This is a genomic window from Saccharothrix sp. HUAS TT1, from assembly GCF_040744945.1.
GTDB lineage: Bacteria > Actinomycetota > Actinomycetes > Mycobacteriales > Pseudonocardiaceae > Actinosynnema.
In genome coordinates, this window is sequence record NZ_CP160453.1 from 8,264,833 (window position 1) to 8,281,216 (window position 16,384).

Genomic DNA, 16,384 nt, shown 5'->3' on the forward strand with positions numbered 1-16,384 from the left:
CATGCTCCTTCTACAAGCCATAAGCTGACGTCATGACGTTGAGGCAGTTCGAGTACCTGGTCACCGTCGTGGACGAGGGGTCGTTCACCCGCGCCGCCGAACTGCTGCACGTCACGCAGCCCGCCCTGTCCCACCAGATCCGGGCGTTGGAACGCGCCGTGGGCGCGCAACTGCTCGACCGGCTCCCCCGGACCGTCCGCCTCACGCCCGCCGGTCGCGCCTGGCTGCCGCACGCCCGTGCCGCCCTGGCGGAGGCGGAGCGCGCGCTCACCGCCGCACGACGCACGGCGGGCCTGGAGTACGGCGAACTGCGCGTCGCCACGCTCTACTCGTTGACCCTCGGCGTGCTGCCGCCCGTGCTCAGGCGCTGGCGGGCCGAGCACCCGGACGTCCGGATCCGCCTGTTCGAGCACCGCCACGCCGACGAGCTGCGCGAGGCGATGGCCGAGGGCCAGGCCGACCTCGCGCTCGGCCCCGAACCGGCCAACTGGGTCGGCTTCCGGCAGGCCCTGGGCGAGGAGGAGTTCGTCGTCGTGCTGCCGCCCGACACCCACCACCGGGAACCGGTCGACCTGCGCGCGTTCGCCGACGTGGGGTGGGTGCACTACGCGCCGGGCAACGGCCTGGCCGACCTGGTCGACGCGGCCTGCGCGGCCCGCGGCTTCCAGCCGGGCGCCGCCGTGCGGACCGAGCAGACCGCCGCCGCGCCGGTGCTGGCCGCGTCCGGGCTCGGTCCCGCGCTCGTGCCCGGCAACATCCTCCCGGAGGCGTTCGACGGCGCGGTCCTGCGCACCGACCCTCCCGTGCGCCGGACCCTCGTCGCCTACGCGCACCGGGCGCCGGACCCGCTCACGTCGGCCTTCGTGACCTTGCTCGCCGAGGCAGGATGGGACGCATGAGGCTGGTCATCCTGGGCGGCGGCGGCTTCCGCGTGCCGCTCGTGCACAAGGCGCTGGACGAGCGCATCACCGAGGTCGTGCTGCACGACGTGGACGCGAACCGGCTGGCCGCCATCAGCCGCGTGCTGCGGGACGGCCCGCCGGTCACCGCCACCACCGACCTGGACGAGGCGCTGCGCGGCGCGGACTTCGTGTTCTCCGCGATCCGGGTCGGCGGCCTGGCCGGGCGGGCGATCGACGAGGAGGTCGCCCACGCGCACGGCGTCCTGGGCCAGGAGACCGTCGGCGCGGGCGGCGTCGCGTACGGGTTGCGCACCGCGCCGGTGGCCGACCGGATCGCCCGGCGCGTCGCCGAACTCGCGCCGGGCGCGTGGGTCGTCAACTTCACCAACCCGGCCGGCCTGATCACCGAGGTGATGGCGCGGCACCTGGGCGAGCGGGTGATCGGCATCTGCGACTCGCCGCTGGGCCTGTGCCGCCGCATCGCCGGGGCGCTCGGCCTGGACGACCCGACGTTCGACTACGCGGGCCTGAACCACCTCGGCTGGCTGCAGGGCGTCCACCTCGGCGCGGAGAACCTGCTGCCCGCGCTGCTGGCCGACGACGAGGCGTTGACGAGCTTCGAGGAGGGCCGGATGTTCGGCGCGGAGTGGCTGCGCGCGCTCGGCGTCATCCCCAACGAGTACCTGCACTACTACTACTCGACGCGTGAGGCGTTGGGCGACAACCGGGGCGCTTTCCTGCTCGACCAACAACAACGCTTCTACGACGGCCAGGTGGACTGGGAGACCACCCGGTTGGAGCGTGAAGCGACGTACATGGCCGAAGAACGCGAGCGCGACTCCCTGGAGGGCGGCGGGTACGAGCACGTCGCCATGGCGCTCATGCGCGCCATCGCCGACGACGAGCCGACGACGCTGATCCTCAACGTGCCCAACAACTCCACGCTGTCCGCACTGGACGACGAGGCGATCGTCGAGGTGCCGTGCGAAGTGGACGCGACGGGCGCGCGACCGCTGCCGGTGAGCCCGCTGCCCGACCACGCGGCGGGTCTGGTCACGTCGGTCAAGGCGGTGGACCGGCTGATCATGGAGGGCACCCGGTCGGCCGCGCTCAAGGCGTTCGCGCTGCACCCGCTGGTCGACTCGGTCGCCACGGCGCGCGACCTGCTCGACGCCTACGCCCGGCGGCACCCGGAGCTGGCCCACCTGAGCTGAGCCCGCCCCAGCGCGTCGGACCGCCTGGTCGTCTCGGGCAGCCGCGTCACGCACAGCCGCAGCACCTCGGCGCACGCCCGGTCGAGGTCGATGCGGTGCCCGACGGACACGAACACCGGCTTCACCCCGTCCCGCGTCCGCAACGCGCGCCCCACGACCTCGCCGTCGTCCACGAGGTCGGTGTGCGACCCGCGCGCGTCGGCGGGCATCGCGAACGGGCCCATGGGCGTCTTCGCCACGCCGACGCTCGGCAGGCCGGTCACCACCCCGAGGTGGCAGGCCAGCCCGAACCGCCGCGGGTGCGCCAGCCCCTGCCCGTCGCACACCAGCAGGTCCGGCGCCACGGTCAGCCGGGCCACCGCCTCCAGCAGCGACGGCAGCTCGCGGAACGCGAACAGGCCGGGCAGGTAGGGGAACTCCGCCCGGCCCGCGACCACGGCGGAGTCGACCGTCTCCAACGTCGTCGCGTCCAGCACCACGACCGCCGCCGCCAGCCGGTCGTCGTCGGCGTAGGACACGTCGAGCCCGGCGACGTGCCGCACCACCAGCCCGGGGTCCGCGCGCGTCGACACCGACGGCCGCAGCCGCTCCTGCTCCGCGATCGCCTCCTCGGGGGTCACCCGTGGCTCACCGAGGCGCGGTGCGCGGCGATCAGGTCCGCGCCGAAGTCACCGGACCGCCGCCGCCACACCGAGTGCGCGTGGTTGGCGTCGTTGGCCGTGTTGTCGTACTCGATCAGCAGCTCGGGCCCCTGGATCCGGTAGTAGTGCCCCTCGCCGCGCTTCGCCGAGCCCTCCCAGGCGAAGCGCAGCCGGTCGAGGTCCAGGGCGTCGAACTCCTCGTCGGCCAGGTCGCCGGCGAGCCGGTCCAGGTAGTACCGGACCAGCCCGACCAGCAGCCCGCGGGACGCCCGGTCGAGCTGGGCGGGCGTCACCCCGGCGGGTTCCAGGTCGCCGACGCGCGGCGCGTTGCCGGTCTTGATGTCCGGTGGCGGCCGGTCGGCGACCACGGCCAGCCCGCGGGCCGTGCGCCCCATCCGGTCCAGCAGCTCGCGGGCCAGCTCCTCCTCCAGCCGCAGCGGTTGCAGCACCGTGCGGCCGCGGTAGGTGGTGCGGGCCGGGTTCGCGCCGAGGAAGAACGGGGTGGCCGACACCCGGCCCTCGGCCACCACCACGCTCACCGACAGGTGGTGGCCCTCGACCCGCCAGCCCCACGGCTCGTCACCCGGCACGCCGAGCAGCAGCGCCGCGTAGTCGTCCTGGTGCCGGTCGCGGGCGCCGCCCTCGCGGTCGTCCAGCACCTCCTCCATCGCCATGATCGTCGCGCTCTGCGCGTAGGCGTGCGGGCTGAGCACGCACGACAGCAACCGGTGCATGGCTTTGCGCTGGTCACGGCCGAGAGCGCCGTAGCGGACACCGGGCCGGGGCCCCGGCGTGTACGCCCACGTCGTGCGCAGGGCGTCGTCCGCCGTGCTCCGCACCGCCACCGCGCGCTGCCCGTCGTCCAGCAGGTCGAGGAAGCCCTGAGTGGCTTCGGCGATCTCTCGCAGCATTGGGGGAACTTAGCCGTCTTCCGAAGCGGGGGTGCGGTGGAGCCGTGCGACGGCCGGCCGGCGGCTGACATCCTGGCCTCGTGTGGAATGGCGAACTCCTCGACCTGGACGCGTACCTCGACCGCGTCGCCTTCACCCCCGACCCCGCCGCCGACCGGGCCACGACGCTGCGCGGCCTGCACCGCGCCCACCTCGCGGCGATCAGCTTCGAGAACGTCGACGTGCGGGCGGGCGTGCCGATCGCGCTGGACGTGCCGTCGTTGCAGGGCAAGCTGGTGGCGCGGCGGCGCGGCGGGTACTGCTTCGAGCAGAACCTGCTGTTCGCCGCCGTGCTGGAGCGGTTCGGCCACGAGGTGACCGGGCTGGCGGGCCGGGTGCTGCTCGGCCGCTCCGGCGACATCCCCCGCACGCACGCCCTGCTGCGGGTGGACCGGCGGTGGCTGGTCGACGTCGGCTTCGGCGGCGGCGGGCTGCTGGAGCCGTTGCCGCTGGTCGCGGACGTGCCGGTGCGGCAGGGCGACTGGACGTTCCGGCTCGACCACGCCGACGGCGTGTGGGCGCTGCGGTCGTTGCAGGCGGGTCGGTGGTTCACGCTGTACGACTTCACCGAGGACGCGCGCTCGCCCTCCGACTACGGGGTCCTCAACTACTACATGTCGACCAACCCGTCGTCCTCGTTCGTCCGCAAGCTGCTGGTGCAGCGCACCGACGAGCACGCCCGCTACAACGTCACCGACCTGGAGCTGAGCGTGACGCGGCCGGACGGCTCGGTGACCAAGCGCGGCCTGACCCCCGAGGAGCGGGACGTCGTGCTGCGCGAGGACTTCGGCCTGGACGTCACGGCCACGGCTTGAGCTCCGGGGCGTCGCCGACGACCGGCCCCTCCGGCGCACGACCGGCCGGCCACGCGGTCAGGTCGGCGGGCGAACCGGTCAGCACGACGTCCCGGCCCTGGCCGATCACCCACCGCCGCCCCGGCGCCTGGGGGGTCAGCCGGATGCTCTCGGGCGCCCGCGCGGACAGGAAGTCGACCACGTGGTCGCAGAACTCCGGCGACCACGTGGTCGGACCCAGCTCCAGGTCACGGCAGTGGATCTCGCCTTCGCGCCACACCGCGAAGGCGGTGGCCAGGTGGGACAGCACGTGCCCGCGCGTCCAGCCGGGCAGCGCCGACGGTCCGGCACGACGGGCCGGCGGACGACCTGGCCACGCCGGAGGGCTTCGCGGCGTGGGCGGGCGCCGGGGCGGACGAGGCGCTGCGACAGCGGGCGGTCGAGCTGCGGTGGGCCGTGCGGTCACTGTTCGCGCAGGTCACGCAGGCCGACGAACGCATGGACACGCCACACCTGATGGACTTCGAGCGCGCGCTGGCGATCGTCAACGAGGCCGCCGCGAAGGTGCCGCGGGCGGTGCGGCTGGAGTGGGACGAGCAGCCGCGGCTGCGCTACCTGGACTCGGCCGACGCCGGCGACCGGCTGGCGACGGGGCTGGCGACGGCGGCGATCGAGTTCCTGGCGAGCGGGGCGCGGGCCGAGCTGCGGGCGTGCCCGGCGCCCCGCTGCGGGCGGTTCTTCGTCAAGGCCCACCCAGGCAGGAGTGGTGCAAGCCGTCGTGCGGGAACCGGGCCAGGGTGAGCAGGCACTACCACCGCGGCCGGGACCAGCGGTCGCGCGGACGCCCCGCGGGCGCCCGCGCGGGCCGTCACTGCGAGATGTACGCGGTCAGCTGGTCGTGGTCCTCCTGCAGCTGGCTGATCCGGCTCTTCACCACGTCGCCGATGCTGACGATGCCGACCAGCCGGTCACCGTCCACCACCGGCACGTGCCGGATGCGCTGCTCGGTCATCAGCACCGTGAGGCCGTCCACCGAGTCGCGCGGCGTGCAGGTGGACACCTCGCTCGTCATGATCTCGGACACCGGCGCGCCCAGCAGCCCGCCGCCCCGCTCGTGCAGCCCGCGCACGACGTCCCGCTCCGACACGATCCCGGCGATGCCCTCGGACCCGAGCACCACCATCGCGCCCACGTTGTGCTCGGCCAGCGCGGCGACGAGGTCCGCCACCGTCGTCCCGGACTCCACCGTCGCCACGTCCGAGCCTTTGTTGCGCAACACGTCAGCGATCCTCATGGGCGCCTCCCGATCTCCGCCGGAACCGGTTGCTACCCAGCTCAGGCTAGTTCTCCGGGGACGTGATCGGCAGGGCCCGCGCCCGATAGGACGCACCCGTGCGGCCGCACGCCGCGAACCGTCACCCGCTCGGAGCAGCGGCGACCCACCGCACGCCAACGTCCACAGTGGACCGGGCACCGCCGCGGAACACGTCCGCGGCGGTGCCCGACCTCAGCCGAACGGCGCCACGCGCCCCCGGTCAGCCGCCGGTGCGGCGGAACACGCGCCTGCCGACGAACGTGTTCTGGTGCGGGCGGCCCGGGGCCTTGTTCACGCCGTCGTTCTTGTCGGCGTGGCCGCGGCGGGCGGCGCGGTTGAGCGGGGCAGCGGGCTGCTCCTGCTCGGCGTCGTCGCCCTGCGGGATGTCCTGAGTGGTCACGTCTACCTCCTGGATGTGGCGAAGTCGCTGGTCAGCGACGTCGCATGGCGTACTGGCGCGGGTTGGCGACAGCTCGGCCACCGCCGCCGAAGCGCGGCTGGACCGCACCGGACGAGCGGGCGCCGCGGCGGGCGGCGCGGTTGGACGGCTGGCCGTCGTGGGGTGGTTCGTTGCGCATGGTGGGCATGCGATCGCCTCCTCGGAGTCGAGGCGTGCAAAGGGCGGCGACCCGTGCGTGGACGGGATCGCGCGAAGAGCCGCTGGGGCCACCAGGAGAAGGCGCGGCACGGCCCGAGGCCGGTGCGGCGCTGGAGGAAGAAGTCCTCAGAGGTAGATCTGGAAGAACATGGTCAAGACGTTAGCGCGCTCGCCGCCGTGACGCCAATGGTTTTATCGGCACTCACCCTCCGGGACCACGCCACGGCGGGCGCGGCGGCCGGCCTCACGGCGGAAAACCCCTGGTACCAGCCCTGCTGGTCGGCCGGCGCGAGGTCGAACCCCGATCGGGTGCACCCGCCGGCACCGCGCAGCAGAACCCCGCCGCGGGTCACTCCCGGATCTCCAGCACCTCGCCGTCGATCACGGTGCCGTCCACGACCGCCGGGGTCTCCTCGCGGTCGGTGAAGAAGCGGGCGGCGAAGGCGCCCACCGCGCGGGTCGTGACGGCGTCGAAGGCGCCGCCGATGACGCCGCCCACCAGCGGCACGCCCTTGGCCAGGGTGACGGTCGCCTTCGAGGTGCCGTACTTGGCCAGCAGGGTGAAGCCGACGCGCTTGTTGATCTCCTTGATGAGCTGCGCCGGGATTCGCTCGATCAGGTTCATCGTCAGCTTGGAGCCGACCTTGATGCCCGCCTTCTTCAGCAGCTCGCCCCCGGCGTTGCCGAGCAGGCACACCAGGATCGCCGTCTGCACCTCGTCGCTCTCCAGGTCGTGCCCGTGCACGGCGGCGATGGAGGCGATCAGGTGCGTCTGCACCAGGTAGGACGCGGTCAGGTTCGCGGGCAGGGTGACCGGCAGCGTGATCAGGCCGCCGATGTTCGTGGCGAACCCCTGCACGCCCGCCGCGGCCACGTGGGTCCGGATCAGGTGCTTGATCGCCGCCGCCGGCTCCAAGCCCTTCTCCAACGCCTCCGCGGCCATCTGCTGCGCGCCCTTGAACGGCCCGAACCCGTTGATGCCCACCTTCAGCAAGTGGTCCACGGCGTTCTGCTGCACCTTGGTGATCGCACCCGGTTCGTCCACCATGCCCCTGAGGTTACGCGGCGCGCGAGCGGGTAGCCGTGGCCAATGGACATGTCTTCGTTGGGAGAGCTGGTCAGGCAACGCGGCCCGTTCGCGTCGGTCTACCTGGACGCCTCGCACGACACCGAGGACGCGGCCAAGGCCATGGAGCTGCGCTGGCGCGGGGTGCGCGAGGAGCTGGCCCGGCAGGGCGCGGACGAGGCGACGCTGGCGGCGTTGGAGTCGTCGGCGCTGACGCCGGTCGTCGGCAAGGCGGGCCGGGCGCTGATCGCCGCGCACGGGGCGCTGCTGCTGGACCGGGTGCTGCCCCGCCCGCCGGCCACGGACACCGCGCGCTGGTCCGACCTGCCGCACCTGCTGCCGCTGGCGTCGTCGTTGCAGTCGGACGTGCCGCACGTGGTCGTGCTGGCCGACCGGGTCGGCGCCGACCTGCACGGCTACGACGGCCGGGGCGAGGTCTCGGCCGAGGTGCGCGGCGACGACCACCCGGTGCACAAGGTGCGCGGCGGCGGGTGGTCGCACCTGCGGATGCAGCACTCGGTGGAGGAGAACGCCAAGCGCAACGCCGCCCTGATCGCCGAGCAGGCCGACAGGATGGTGACCGGCCTGAACGCCCGGCTGCTGATCCTCGGCGGCGAGGTGCAGGCCCGCGCGGGCGTGCGGGCGGAGCTGAGCGCGCGGTGCCGTGACGTGCTGATCGAGGTCGAGGGCGCGAGCCTGGCCGAGGGCGCGGACGACGAGGCGTTCGACGACGCGGTGCAGGCGCTGGTGTCGCAGTACCAGGCCGACCTGGACAACGACGTGGTCGAGGAGTTCGCCGCCGAGGCCGACCGGTCGAGCGGGCGCGCGGTGCAGGGCCTGGAACCGGTGGTGGAGGCGCTGCGCGAGGCGAACGTGGCCGCGCTGCTGGTGGCCGACCCGGTGCTCGGCGACCGCACGGTCTGGTCCGGCGACGACCCGGCCCAGGTGGCGCTGCGCGAGTCGGAGCTGCGCGGGCTCGGCATCGAGCACCTCGGCGAGCGGAGGGCCGACGAGGCCCTGGCCATCGCCGCCGCCGCGACCGGCGCGCAGGTGCTGGTCACCGACAACGCCTCGCTCTTCGAGGGCGTCGGCGCGCTGCTGCGCCACTAGCCGGAAACGCCACCGCCGCGCTCCCGGGCAGGGAGCGCGGCGGTGGTGCGGGCGTCCGTCAGACGGCCGCCGCGACGACGTCCTCGGCGGGCTTCTTCTCCAGCTCGACGACCTTCTTGTTGCGCCGGTTGCGCTTCTCCAGGTACGTCGCCAGCCACGTCAGCAGCAGGCACATCGCGATGTACACCGCGGCCACCACGATCGTGACGGGCACCAGCGGCCGGCCGAACTCGAAGATGCTGCCCAGGTAGCGGGCGTAGTCGAGCAGTTCGTCGTAGGTGATGAGGAACCCGAGCGCGGTGTCCTTCAGCAGCACGACGAGCTGGCTGATGATGGCCGGCAGCATCGCCCGCACCGCCTGCGGCAGCAGCACGTTGTTCATCACCTGGGTCTTGCGCATGCCCACCGCGTAGGCCGCCTCGCTCTGCCCGCGCGGCAGCGACAGCACGCCCGCGCGGAACACCTCGGCGAGCACCGAGCCGTTGTAGAGCGTCAGGCCGAGCACCACCGAGTAGAACGGCGCGCCCAGCGACAGGCCGTAGTGGAACACGAAGATCAGCACGACCAGCGGCACCGCGCGGAACAGCTCGACGACCACCATCGCCGGCACGCGGATGACCTTGTGGTCGGACAGCTGCCCGGCGGCGAAGATCGCGCCGAACAGCAGCGCCAGCACCGCGCCCGCGGCGAACGCCTTGAGCGTGTTCACCAGGGCGTCGAGCAGGTCGGTCTGCACCTTCTCGTACTGGATCCAGGACCACTTCTCGCCGGCGAACTGGCCGCTCTCGGCGAACCGGTAGACCACGAAGCCGATCCCGGCGACCAGCACGGCGACGCCGAGGATCGCGTAGAGGCGGTGGCGCAGCCGGGCCCGCGGCCCGGGGACGTCGAACAGGACCGAGCTCATCGGGCGATGCTCCACCGCTTCTCAAGGCTGCGTTGCAGCAGGGTCATGGGGATCACGAGCACGATGAAGAACGCCGCGACCCAGAGCAGGCCGATCAGCTGGTTCTCGCCGCGCTCGGACAGGTTGAGGCTGATGGAGCCCGCCTGGAACACCGAGAAGCCCGCCGCGATGGTGGTGTTCTTCAGCAGCGCGATCATGGTGCTCATCATCGGCGGCACGACCGCGCGGGTGGCCTGCGGCAGCACCACGGAGCCGAGCATCTGGCCGAACGTCAGGCCCAGCGCGCGGGACGCCTCCGCCTGGCCGACCGGCACGGTGTTGATGCCCGCGCGCACGACCTCGCACACGAACGCCGCCGTGTACAGGATCAGCGCGGCGAGGGCGGCGGAGAAGTAGTAGCTGGCCGCCGAGCCGCCGAACGTGTCCGCGTCCACGATCTTGAGCAGCGGGAACGCGAAGGCGAAGAAGAAGAACACCAGGGTGAGCGGCGTGTTGCGAACGATCGTCACGTAGGCGGCGCCCATGGCTCGCATCACGGGGACCGGAGCGACCCTCAGCATCGCCAGGACCGTCCCCAACACCAGCGACCCGACCGCGGAGATCAGGAACAGCTCAACGGTGTTGAGGAACCCGGGCCCGTACAGGTCGAGGTTGTCGAGCAGGACGTCCATCGGCTTCCTCGGCTAGGTGGTGTGGTGCGGCCGCCGTCGGAGCACCGACGGCCGGCCGCGGAACGGTGATCAGTAGCGGTCGAGCACGGGCTTGTCGGCGGTGGAGCCGGACTTGCCCAGGGTGGCGTCGTAGGCCGCCTGCCAGTCGCCGCCGGTGATGGCCGCTTCCAGGATGTCGTTGACCTTGTCGCGCAGCGCCTTGTCGTCCTTCGGCAGGCCGATGCCGTAGGGCTCGTTCGAGAACGGCTTGCCGACGACCTTCAGCGTGGTCGGCGACTGCGCGGCGTAGCCCTTCAGGATCGCGTCGTCGGTGGTGACGGCGTCGACCGCGCCCTGCTCCAGCTGCTCGACGCACTGCGAGTAGTTCTGCAGCTCGACGATGTTCTCCGGCTCGGTCAGGCCGTCGGACTTGACCTTCTGGATCGGCGTGGAGCCGGTCACCGAGCAGACCTTCTTGCCCTTCAGCGTCTCCGGGCCGGTGATCGAGTTGTCGTCCTTCTTCACCAGCAGGTCCTGACCGGCGGTGAAGTACGGGCCGGCGAACGCGACCTGGTCCTTGCGCTTGGCGTTGATCGTGTAGGTGCCGACGTAGTAGTCCACGTCGCCGTTGATCAGCGCCTGCTCGCGGCCGGCCGACGGGATCGCCTTGTAGTCGATCTTGGTGTCGTCGTAGCCGAGCTTGGCGGCGACCAGCTTCGCGATCTCGATGTCGAAGCCGTTGAACTTGCCGCTGGTCGGGTCCTTGTAACCCAGACCCGGCTGGTCCTCCTTGACGCCGATGACGACCCGGCCACGGGCCTTGATCTTGTCGAAGGTGGGCGAGCCGTCCACCGCCACGTCGGCGGCCACCTGCTGCGAGGGCGCGCCGGTGTCGCCGGGGCCACCCTCCTTGCCGCATGCCGTCAGGGCGAGGCCGCCGGCCAGCAGCACCACCGCAAGGGTGCGAACCCTCATCGTCGTTCTCCTGCTCTTCATCGGTAGAGCGGCGCCAGGCTCAGCGCCGCGGTCGTGGGACTTCAGTGGGTCAGGATCTTGCCAAGGAAGTCCTTCGCGCGGTTGGACTTCGGCGCGGAGAAGAAAGCCTCCGGCGTCGAGTCCTCGACGACCTCGCCGTCGGACATGAAGATGACCCGGTCCGCGGCCTTGCGGGCGAAGCCCATCTCGTGGGTCACCACGAGCATGGTCATGCCCTCCTTGGCCAGGGTCGTCATCACGTCCAGCACCTCCTGGACCATCTCGGGGTCCAGTGCGGAGGTCGGCTCGTCGAACAGCATCACCTTGGGCCGCATCGCCAGGGCGCGGGCGATCGCCGCGCGCTGCTGCTGCCCACCCGACAACTGGGCGGGGAACTTCTCCGCCTGGTTCGCGATGCCGACCCGCTCCAGCAGCTCCATGGCCGTCTTGCGGGCCTGGGCCGCCGGGGTCTTGCGGACCTTCACCGGCGCGAGCATCACGTTGTCCACGATGCTCTTGTGGGCGAACAGGTTGAACGACTGGAACACCATGCCGACGTCGGCGCGCAGCCGGGCCAGCTCCTTGCCCTCGGCGGGCAGCGGCTGGCCGTCGACCTCGATCACGCCGGACTCGATCGGCTCCAGCCGGTTGATCGTCCGGCACAGCGTCGACTTGCCCGAGCCGGACGGTCCGAGCACCACGACGACCTGCCCCTTCGGCACCTCCAGCGTCACGTCCTTGAGCACGTGCAGAGGCCCGAAGAACTTGTCCACGCCCGCCATCCGGATCATCGGCGGAGCAGGAGTGGCGGCGGTCATCAGTCCTCCAGTAGGGGTTCCTGAGCGATGGCGGAAACCTAGGTGTGAATCACCACACCAGTCCAGGCGGTTGAGCAAGACTTAGGGTCTCAACTCTGTCACAGGGTGGCGACACTTATCGGGGAGGCTCCACGGTGCGGGTGCTGTTGGTCGAGGACGACGACCGCGTGGCGGAAGCGCTGGTGCCGGCGCTGACGCGCCGCGGTTTCACGGTCGACCGGCAAGCCACCGGTCGGGGGACGCTCGATCGGCTGGCAGGGGTCGACGTCGTGTTGCTCGACCTGGGGCTGCCCGATGTGGACGGTGTCACGCTCTGCCGCCACATCCGTGCGGCGAGTGACGTCGCGATCATCGTCGTCTCGGCCCGCGGCGAGATCGACGACCGCATCCTCGGCCTGCACGCCGGCGCGGACGACTACCTGGTCAAGCCCTACGACGTGGGCGAGCTGGTGGCCAGGGTGCACGCCGTCCGACGGCGGCGCGGCGACCCGGTCGGCGTCGGCGGCACCGGCACCGAGGTGTTCGAGGTGGCCGACGTGCGGGTCGACCTGGGCCGGCACGAGGTCACCGTGGCGGGTGAAGTGGTGGCCTTGTCGCGCAAGGAGTTCCAGGTGCTGGCGCTGGTGGTGGCCGCGGGTGGCGCGGTGTGCACCCGGGAGCGCATCCTGGCGGAGGTGTGGGGGCGCACCTGGGCCGGGGCCAACCGGACCCTGGACGTGCACGTGGCGACGCTGCGGACCAAGCTCGGGCGCCCCTCGTTGCTGGAGACGGTGCGCGGTGTCGGGTACCGGTTGAGCGGGGGCTGAGTGCGGTCGCGGCTGCTGGGCATCGTGTTGACGCTGGTCGTGCTGGTGCTGCTCGGCATGGGCGTGCCGCTGGGGCGCGGCGTGGCCCAGACCGAGCAGCAGGAGATGTTCCTGGACCGGCTCACCGACACCACCCGGTTCGCGTCCGTGGCGCAGCGGCCGTTCATCGACGACCAGCCGGAGGTGCTGGAGGCCGAGCTGCGCCGCTACCACGAGCTGTACGGCGTCCGGGTGGCGCTGCTCGGCACGGACGGGAAGGTGGTGGCGGCGTCCTCGGACGACGTGGACGTGTCCTCGCCCGAGGTGGCCGACCTGGTCCGCGGCGCGCTCGCCGGGCGCCAGCCGGTCGCGCCCGAGCTGGTCATGCCGTGGGAGCGGACCGAGCTGGTGGTGGCCGAGCCGGTGCTGGAGGCGGGCGAGGTCCGGGGCGCGGTGGTGACGTTCTCGCCGACCACGAAGACCCGGTCCGAGATCCTGCTGTGGTGGGTGGTGCTGCTCGGGTCGAGCCTGCTGGTGCTGGTGGTGGGCGTGTTCGTGGCGCTGCCGCTGGTCCGCTGGACGCTGCGACCCGTGCGCCGGCTGGACGACGCGACCGGGCGGCTGCTCGCGGCGGTGGTGTCCGGGCAGCCGGTGCAGCCGGTCGGCTCGTCCGACGGCCCGCCGGAGCTGCGCCAGCTGTCGCGGTCGTTCGACCAGATGGCGGCGAACGTCGGCGACGTGCTGGCGGCCCAGCGGGCGTTCGTCGCGGACGCCTCGCACCAGCTGCGCAACCCGCTGACCGCGCTCAAGCTGCGTCTGTCCAATTTGGAGGACCACGTGGTCGGCGAGGGGGTCGCGCACCAGGTCGCGGCCCTGGACGAGGCCAACCGGCTGAACCGCATCCTGGACGAGCTGCTGTCCATGGCGCGGGCGGGCACCCAGTCGGTCGACCCACTGCCGGTGGACGTGGACCGGGTGGTGGCCGGGCGGCTGACGGCGTGGCAGCCCGCCGCCGCGGCCCGCGAGGTGCACCTGGTGCTCGACGGCGAGCCCGGCGGCGTCGCCCTGGTGCCGCCGCGCGGTGTGGAGACCGTGCTGGACGCGCTGCTGGACAACGCGCTCAAGTTCACCTCCGACGGCACCCTGGTGCGCATCGACGTCCGCCGCCGGGACGGCGTGGTGCGGCTGTCGGTGCAGGATGAGGGGCCGGGGTTGGCGCCGGACGAGCTGGAGCGCGCCACCGACCGGTTCTGGCGCAGCCCGGCGCACCAGAACGTGCAGGGCTCGGGGCTGGGGCTGGCGCTGGTCCGGCAGGTCGTGGAGCGGGTGGACGGCGCGGTCCGGCTGGAGTCGCCGGACGGCGGCGGCCTGCGGGTGGTGGTCGAGTTCCCGGCCGCGTGAGCGGGCGTGGTCCGGGCCCCCCGCCGCGTGAGCGGGCGTGGTCGAACTCTCCGCCGCGCGAGCCGGGCCGGCCGGGTCAGGACGTGACCGCCACCCCCTCCGGTCCCTTGCCGACCGGGATCGGGTCGGCCGTCCTGCCGTTCTTGGCGTTGATCACCGACACGGTCCCGGAGCCGGTGTTGGTGACGTAGACGAAGCTGTCGTCGGGCGCCGCGCCGGAGCCCTCGGGCATCCGCTGGACCTTGACGACCTCGACGGGGTCGCCGGTCGGCCCGAGCACGCTGACCGTGTTCGAGCCGGTGTTGGCCACGTGCACCCGGCCGCCCGGGGTGACCGAGACGCCCAGCGGCGCGGACCCGACCTTGGTGGTCTCGGTGGGGCGGTTGGTCCGGGTCTCGATGACGGTGACCGTGCCGCTGCCGGTGTTGGCCACGTACAGCCGCTTGCCGTCGGCGCTGATGGCGATGCCCGCCGGGAAGATGCCGACCGGGATGGTGTGCACGGCGGTCTGCGAGCGGGCGTCGATGACGGTGACGCTGTCGCCGCCGTTGTTCGTCACGTACACCCGCGAGCCGTCGGGGCTGGCCACGGCGCTGTGCGGGAACCGGCCGACCGGGATCGTCGTCACCGGCGCGTTCGTCGCGGTGTCGATCACCGTGACGCTGTCGGAGCCGAAGTTGGTGACGTAGGCGTGCGCGGGCGTGGCGGCGACGCCGTACGGGTTGGCGCCCACGGGCACGGTGGCGACGACCGACAGGGTCCGGGTGTCGATCACCGAGACGGTGTTGGACGACTCGTTGGTCACGTAGACCCGGTGGCCGGCGGGGTGCGCGCCGACGCCCGCCGGGTAGTCGCCGACACCCACCGTGGCGGTCACCTTCCCCAGCCGCGTGTCGTACACGGTGACGTTGTCGGAGCCGCTGTTGGCCACGAACACCTGGACCCGTGACGGCCAGCGGGGTGTGGCGTCGAAGCCGGTCGCCGAGAGCAGGGCGAGCAGCACGACGGCCACACCCGTTCGGGTGAGCCGGCGCGAACGGGTGACCTTCGGAGCATGAGAGTGGGATCGAGCAGTTCCCGGCTGGACGGACATGAGCTCCCCGTAGCGGTTCTGTGGACCCGGCGCGGGCTCGGTGCCCGGCACCCCTCCATCACGCTAACGGCCTAGTGGCCGGCAGCGCCGCGTGAGCGACGCGCTGTCCCCCGACCCGGGCTCGTGCCAAGCGCGGAGTTTCAGCCATGCGGCTGATCCGGCCGCGCCGCCGGTTTAGACCTTCACGTCGCGGTAGTAGCGCATGGCGCCGGGGTGCAGCTCGATCGGCGTCGTCTCGATCGCCGAGCGGACCTCGATCGACCTGGCCACCGGGCTGGCCGCCACCAGCGACGGCTGGGCCTGGAACAGGCCGCGGACCAGCGCCTCCGCCACGTCGTCCGGCATCGTGTCGTTGACCAGCAGGAAGTTGCGCACGACCAGCGTGACGACCGGGCCGCCCTCGAGCTGGTAGGCCGACGCGGGCAGCGTCGCCGAGCCGTACACCGGGAACGCCTCGCGCAGCTCCGGCAGCACGTCGCTCAGGTCGAGCATCCGCACCTTGACCGTCGTGGCCAGCGTGGTCACCGCGTCCGTGGGCACGCCGCCGGACCAGAAGAACGCGTCCAGCTCACCGGCGCGCATGGCGGCCACGCTGGTCGGCAGGTCCATGTACTGCACCTTGAGGTCGGCCTCGGGCGACATGTCCGCCGACGCCAGCAGCCGCTGCGCGATCAGCCACACCCCGGAGTCGCGGGCGCCCACGCTGACCCGCCGGCCCGCCAGGTCGGTCAGCTTGGTCGCGGGCAGGTCGTCGCGCACGATGAGCTGCAGGTAGTCGTCGTGCATCCGGGCCAGCGCGTACAGCTTGTGCCCCGCTTCGCCCTTCTGCTTCTCCTCCGCCGCGTCGGCCGCGGAGAACCCCACCTGCGCCTGGTTCGCCCGCAGCCGGTCCAGGTTGTCCACCGAGCCCGCCGTGTTCGCCACCTGCGGCCGGGGGATGCCGGGGTCCCGGGTCCACGCCTCGGCCAGCGCCGTGCTCAACTTGTGGTAGACCCCGCCGGGGCTGCCGGCCGCCATGGTCAGCTTGACCTGGTCGAAGTCGTCGCCGCACGCGGTCAACGACAGGGTGGCCAGGGCCAAGGCGGCCCCGACCGCGTGCAACCGCAGCAGCGTTCCCGACACCTGCGCATCGTCGCACGTCCAGCCTCTACCCTGGACCCGACGG

20 protein-coding genes are annotated in these 16,384 nt (G+C 72.4%); 7 read left to right on the top strand and 13 right to left on the bottom strand.

The annotated features are described in order from the left end of the window. The first annotated feature begins 32 nt into the window (after positions 1-32). On the top strand, positions 33-899 hold the full coding sequence (locus tag AB0F89_RS36180) for a LysR family transcriptional regulator (RefSeq protein WP_367130811.1): 867 nt from the start codon (positions 33-35) through the stop codon (positions 897-899). Continuing rightward, on the top strand, positions 896-2,116 hold the full coding sequence (locus AB0F89_RS36185) for a 6-phospho-beta-glucosidase (RefSeq protein ID WP_367130813.1): 1,221 nt from the start codon (positions 896-898) through the stop codon (positions 2,114-2,116). Before AB0F89_RS36180 ends, AB0F89_RS36185 begins: the two co-directional genes overlap by 4 nt. On the opposite strand, the gene AB0F89_RS36190 is transcribed toward AB0F89_RS36185, so the two are convergent. Together AB0F89_RS36190 and AB0F89_RS36195 are read right to left on the bottom strand one after the other, a co-directional pair. Continuing rightward, complete coding sequence (locus AB0F89_RS36190; protein WP_367130815.1) at positions 2,077-2,736, bottom strand: endonuclease V; 660 nt, start codon at positions 2,734-2,736, stop codon at positions 2,077-2,079. The two genes, AB0F89_RS36185 and AB0F89_RS36190, sit on opposite strands and share 40 nt — an antisense overlap. After that, on the bottom strand, positions 2,733-3,668 hold the full coding sequence (locus AB0F89_RS36195) for a DUF3500 domain-containing protein (RefSeq protein ID WP_367130817.1): 936 nt from the start codon (positions 3,666-3,668) through the stop codon (positions 2,733-2,735). Before AB0F89_RS36195 ends, AB0F89_RS36190 begins: the two co-directional genes overlap by 4 nt. A gap of 80 nt (positions 3,669-3,748) precedes the next feature. Between AB0F89_RS36195 and AB0F89_RS36200 the strand changes: the two genes are divergently transcribed. Continuing rightward, entirely contained in the window at positions 3,749-4,522 is a 774-nt protein-coding gene (locus AB0F89_RS36200; protein ID WP_367130819.1) for an arylamine N-acetyltransferase, read from the top strand. Here AB0F89_RS36200 and AB0F89_RS36205 read toward each other — a convergent pair. Then, complete coding sequence (locus AB0F89_RS36205) at positions 4,506-4,811, bottom strand: hypothetical protein (protein WP_367130821.1); 306 nt, start codon at positions 4,809-4,811, stop codon at positions 4,506-4,508. The genes AB0F89_RS36200 and AB0F89_RS36205 overlap by 17 nt on opposite strands. Before the next feature lie 59 nt (positions 4,812-4,870). Here AB0F89_RS36205 and AB0F89_RS36210 point away from each other — a divergent pair, with 59 nt between their 5' ends. After that, positions 4,871-5,302, top strand: a complete 432-nt coding sequence (locus AB0F89_RS36210; protein ID WP_367139153.1) for an ABATE domain-containing protein — start codon at positions 4,871-4,873, stop codon at positions 5,300-5,302. Positions 5,303-5,369: 67 nt separating this feature from the next. Here AB0F89_RS36210 and AB0F89_RS36215 read toward each other — a convergent pair whose 3' ends face one another. The 4 genes from AB0F89_RS36215 to AB0F89_RS36230 all read right to left on the bottom strand — a co-directional run bounded on the left by AB0F89_RS36215 (position 5,370) and on the right by AB0F89_RS36230 (position 7,462). Beyond that, positions 5,370-5,795 (bottom strand): CBS domain-containing protein, encoded by a 426-nt coding sequence (locus AB0F89_RS36215; protein ID WP_367130823.1) that lies wholly within the window; start codon positions 5,793-5,795, stop codon positions 5,370-5,372. 241 nt (positions 5,796-6,036) lie between these two features. Further along, a complete protein-coding gene (locus AB0F89_RS36220; protein WP_367130825.1) occupies positions 6,037-6,216 on the bottom strand; it encodes a hypothetical protein in 180 nt (59 codons plus the stop codon). Between the two features lie 31 nt (positions 6,217-6,247). Further along, positions 6,248-6,403, bottom strand: coding sequence for a hypothetical protein (locus AB0F89_RS36225; protein ID WP_367130827.1), 156 nt, complete (start codon positions 6,401-6,403; stop codon positions 6,248-6,250). 360 nt (positions 6,404-6,763) lie between these two features. Further along, entirely contained in the window at positions 6,764-7,462 is a 699-nt protein-coding gene (locus AB0F89_RS36230; protein ID WP_367130829.1) for an EcsC family protein, read from the bottom strand. 48 nt (positions 7,463-7,510) lie between these two features. Between AB0F89_RS36230 and AB0F89_RS36235 the strand changes: the two genes are divergently transcribed. After that, entirely contained in the window at positions 7,511-8,590 is a 1,080-nt protein-coding gene (locus tag AB0F89_RS36235; RefSeq protein ID WP_367130831.1) for a Vms1/Ankzf1 family peptidyl-tRNA hydrolase, read from the top strand. Between the two features lie 58 nt (positions 8,591-8,648). Here AB0F89_RS36235 and AB0F89_RS36240 read toward each other — a convergent pair whose 3' ends face one another. The 4 genes from AB0F89_RS36240 to AB0F89_RS36255 all read right to left on the bottom strand — a co-directional run bounded on the left by AB0F89_RS36240 (position 8,649) and on the right by AB0F89_RS36255 (position 11,913). Next, positions 8,649-9,497 (bottom strand): amino acid ABC transporter permease, encoded by an 849-nt coding sequence (locus tag AB0F89_RS36240; protein WP_367130833.1) that lies wholly within the window; start codon positions 9,495-9,497, stop codon positions 8,649-8,651. Continuing rightward, complete coding sequence (locus AB0F89_RS36245) at positions 9,494-10,168, bottom strand: amino acid ABC transporter permease (protein ID WP_367130835.1); 675 nt, start codon at positions 10,166-10,168, stop codon at positions 9,494-9,496. The genes AB0F89_RS36240 and AB0F89_RS36245 overlap by 4 nt, the downstream gene beginning before the upstream one ends. Positions 10,169-10,237: 69 nt before the next feature. Then, on the bottom strand, positions 10,238-11,122 hold the full coding sequence (locus tag AB0F89_RS36250; RefSeq protein ID WP_367130837.1) for a glutamate ABC transporter substrate-binding protein: 885 nt from the start codon (positions 11,120-11,122) through the stop codon (positions 10,238-10,240). Positions 11,123-11,184: 62 nt separating this feature from the next. Continuing rightward, positions 11,185-11,913, bottom strand: coding sequence for an amino acid ABC transporter ATP-binding protein (locus tag AB0F89_RS36255; RefSeq protein ID WP_367139155.1), 729 nt, complete (start codon positions 11,911-11,913; stop codon positions 11,185-11,187). A gap of 161 nt (positions 11,914-12,074) precedes the next feature. Here AB0F89_RS36255 and AB0F89_RS36260 point away from each other — a divergent pair, with 161 nt between their 5' ends. After that, on the top strand, positions 12,075-12,746 hold the full coding sequence (locus AB0F89_RS36260; RefSeq protein ID WP_367130838.1) for a response regulator transcription factor: 672 nt from the start codon (positions 12,075-12,077) through the stop codon (positions 12,744-12,746). Further along, positions 12,747-14,126: an ATP-binding protein gene (locus AB0F89_RS36265; RefSeq protein ID WP_367130840.1), complete on the top strand. Its 1,380-nt coding sequence runs from the start codon at positions 12,747-12,749 to the stop codon at positions 14,124-14,126. 76 nt (positions 14,127-14,202) lie between these two features. Here AB0F89_RS36265 and AB0F89_RS36270 read toward each other — a convergent pair whose 3' ends face one another. Next, the gene (locus AB0F89_RS36270; RefSeq protein ID WP_367130842.1) at positions 14,203-15,138 is read right to left on the bottom strand and encodes a beta-propeller fold lactonase family protein; all 936 of its coding nucleotides are present in this window, start codon (positions 15,136-15,138) and stop codon (positions 14,203-14,205) included. 255 nt (positions 15,139-15,393) lie between these two features. Beyond that, the gene (locus AB0F89_RS36275; protein ID WP_367130844.1) at positions 15,394-16,341 is read right to left on the bottom strand and encodes a TAXI family TRAP transporter solute-binding subunit; all 948 of its coding nucleotides are present in this window, start codon (positions 16,339-16,341) and stop codon (positions 15,394-15,396) included. Positions 16,342-16,384: the final 43 nt, after the last annotated feature.

What these genes read in the sequence shown, in the direction of transcription:
- AB0F89_RS36230 (WP_367130829.1), bottom strand. Translation starts at nt 7,462, where the DNA reads ATGGTGGACGAACCGGGTGCGATCACCAAGGTGCAGCAGAACGCCGTG.
- AB0F89_RS36180 (WP_367130811.1), top strand. Translation starts at nt 33, where the DNA reads ATGACGTTGAGGCAGTTCGAGTACCTGGTCACCGTCGTGGACGAGGGG.
- AB0F89_RS36195 (WP_367130817.1), bottom strand. Translation starts at nt 3,668, where the DNA reads ATGCTGCGAGAGATCGCCGAAGCCACTCAGGGCTTCCTCGACCTGCTG.
- AB0F89_RS36245 (WP_367130835.1), bottom strand. Translation starts at nt 10,168, where the DNA reads ATGGACGTCCTGCTCGACAACCTCGACCTGTACGGGCCCGGGTTCCTC.
- AB0F89_RS36240 (WP_367130833.1), bottom strand. Translation starts at nt 9,497, where the DNA reads ATGAGCTCGGTCCTGTTCGACGTCCCCGGGCCGCGGGCCCGGCTGCGC.
- AB0F89_RS36225 (WP_367130827.1), bottom strand. Translation starts at nt 6,403, where the DNA reads ATGCCCACCATGCGCAACGAACCACCCCACGACGGCCAGCCGTCCAAC.
- AB0F89_RS36185 (WP_367130813.1), top strand. Translation starts at nt 896, where the DNA reads ATGAGGCTGGTCATCCTGGGCGGCGGCGGCTTCCGCGTGCCGCTCGTG.
- AB0F89_RS36215 (WP_367130823.1), bottom strand. Translation starts at nt 5,795, where the DNA reads ATGAGGATCGCTGACGTGTTGCGCAACAAAGGCTCGGACGTGGCGACG.
- AB0F89_RS36255 (WP_367139155.1), bottom strand. Translation starts at nt 11,913, where the DNA reads ATGATCCGGATGGCGGGCGTGGACAAGTTCTTCGGGCCTCTGCACGTG.
- AB0F89_RS36235 (WP_367130831.1), top strand. Translation starts at nt 7,511, where the DNA reads ATGTCTTCGTTGGGAGAGCTGGTCAGGCAACGCGGCCCGTTCGCGTCG.
- AB0F89_RS36250 (WP_367130837.1), bottom strand. Translation starts at nt 11,122, where the DNA reads ATGAGGGTTCGCACCCTTGCGGTGGTGCTGCTGGCCGGCGGCCTCGCC.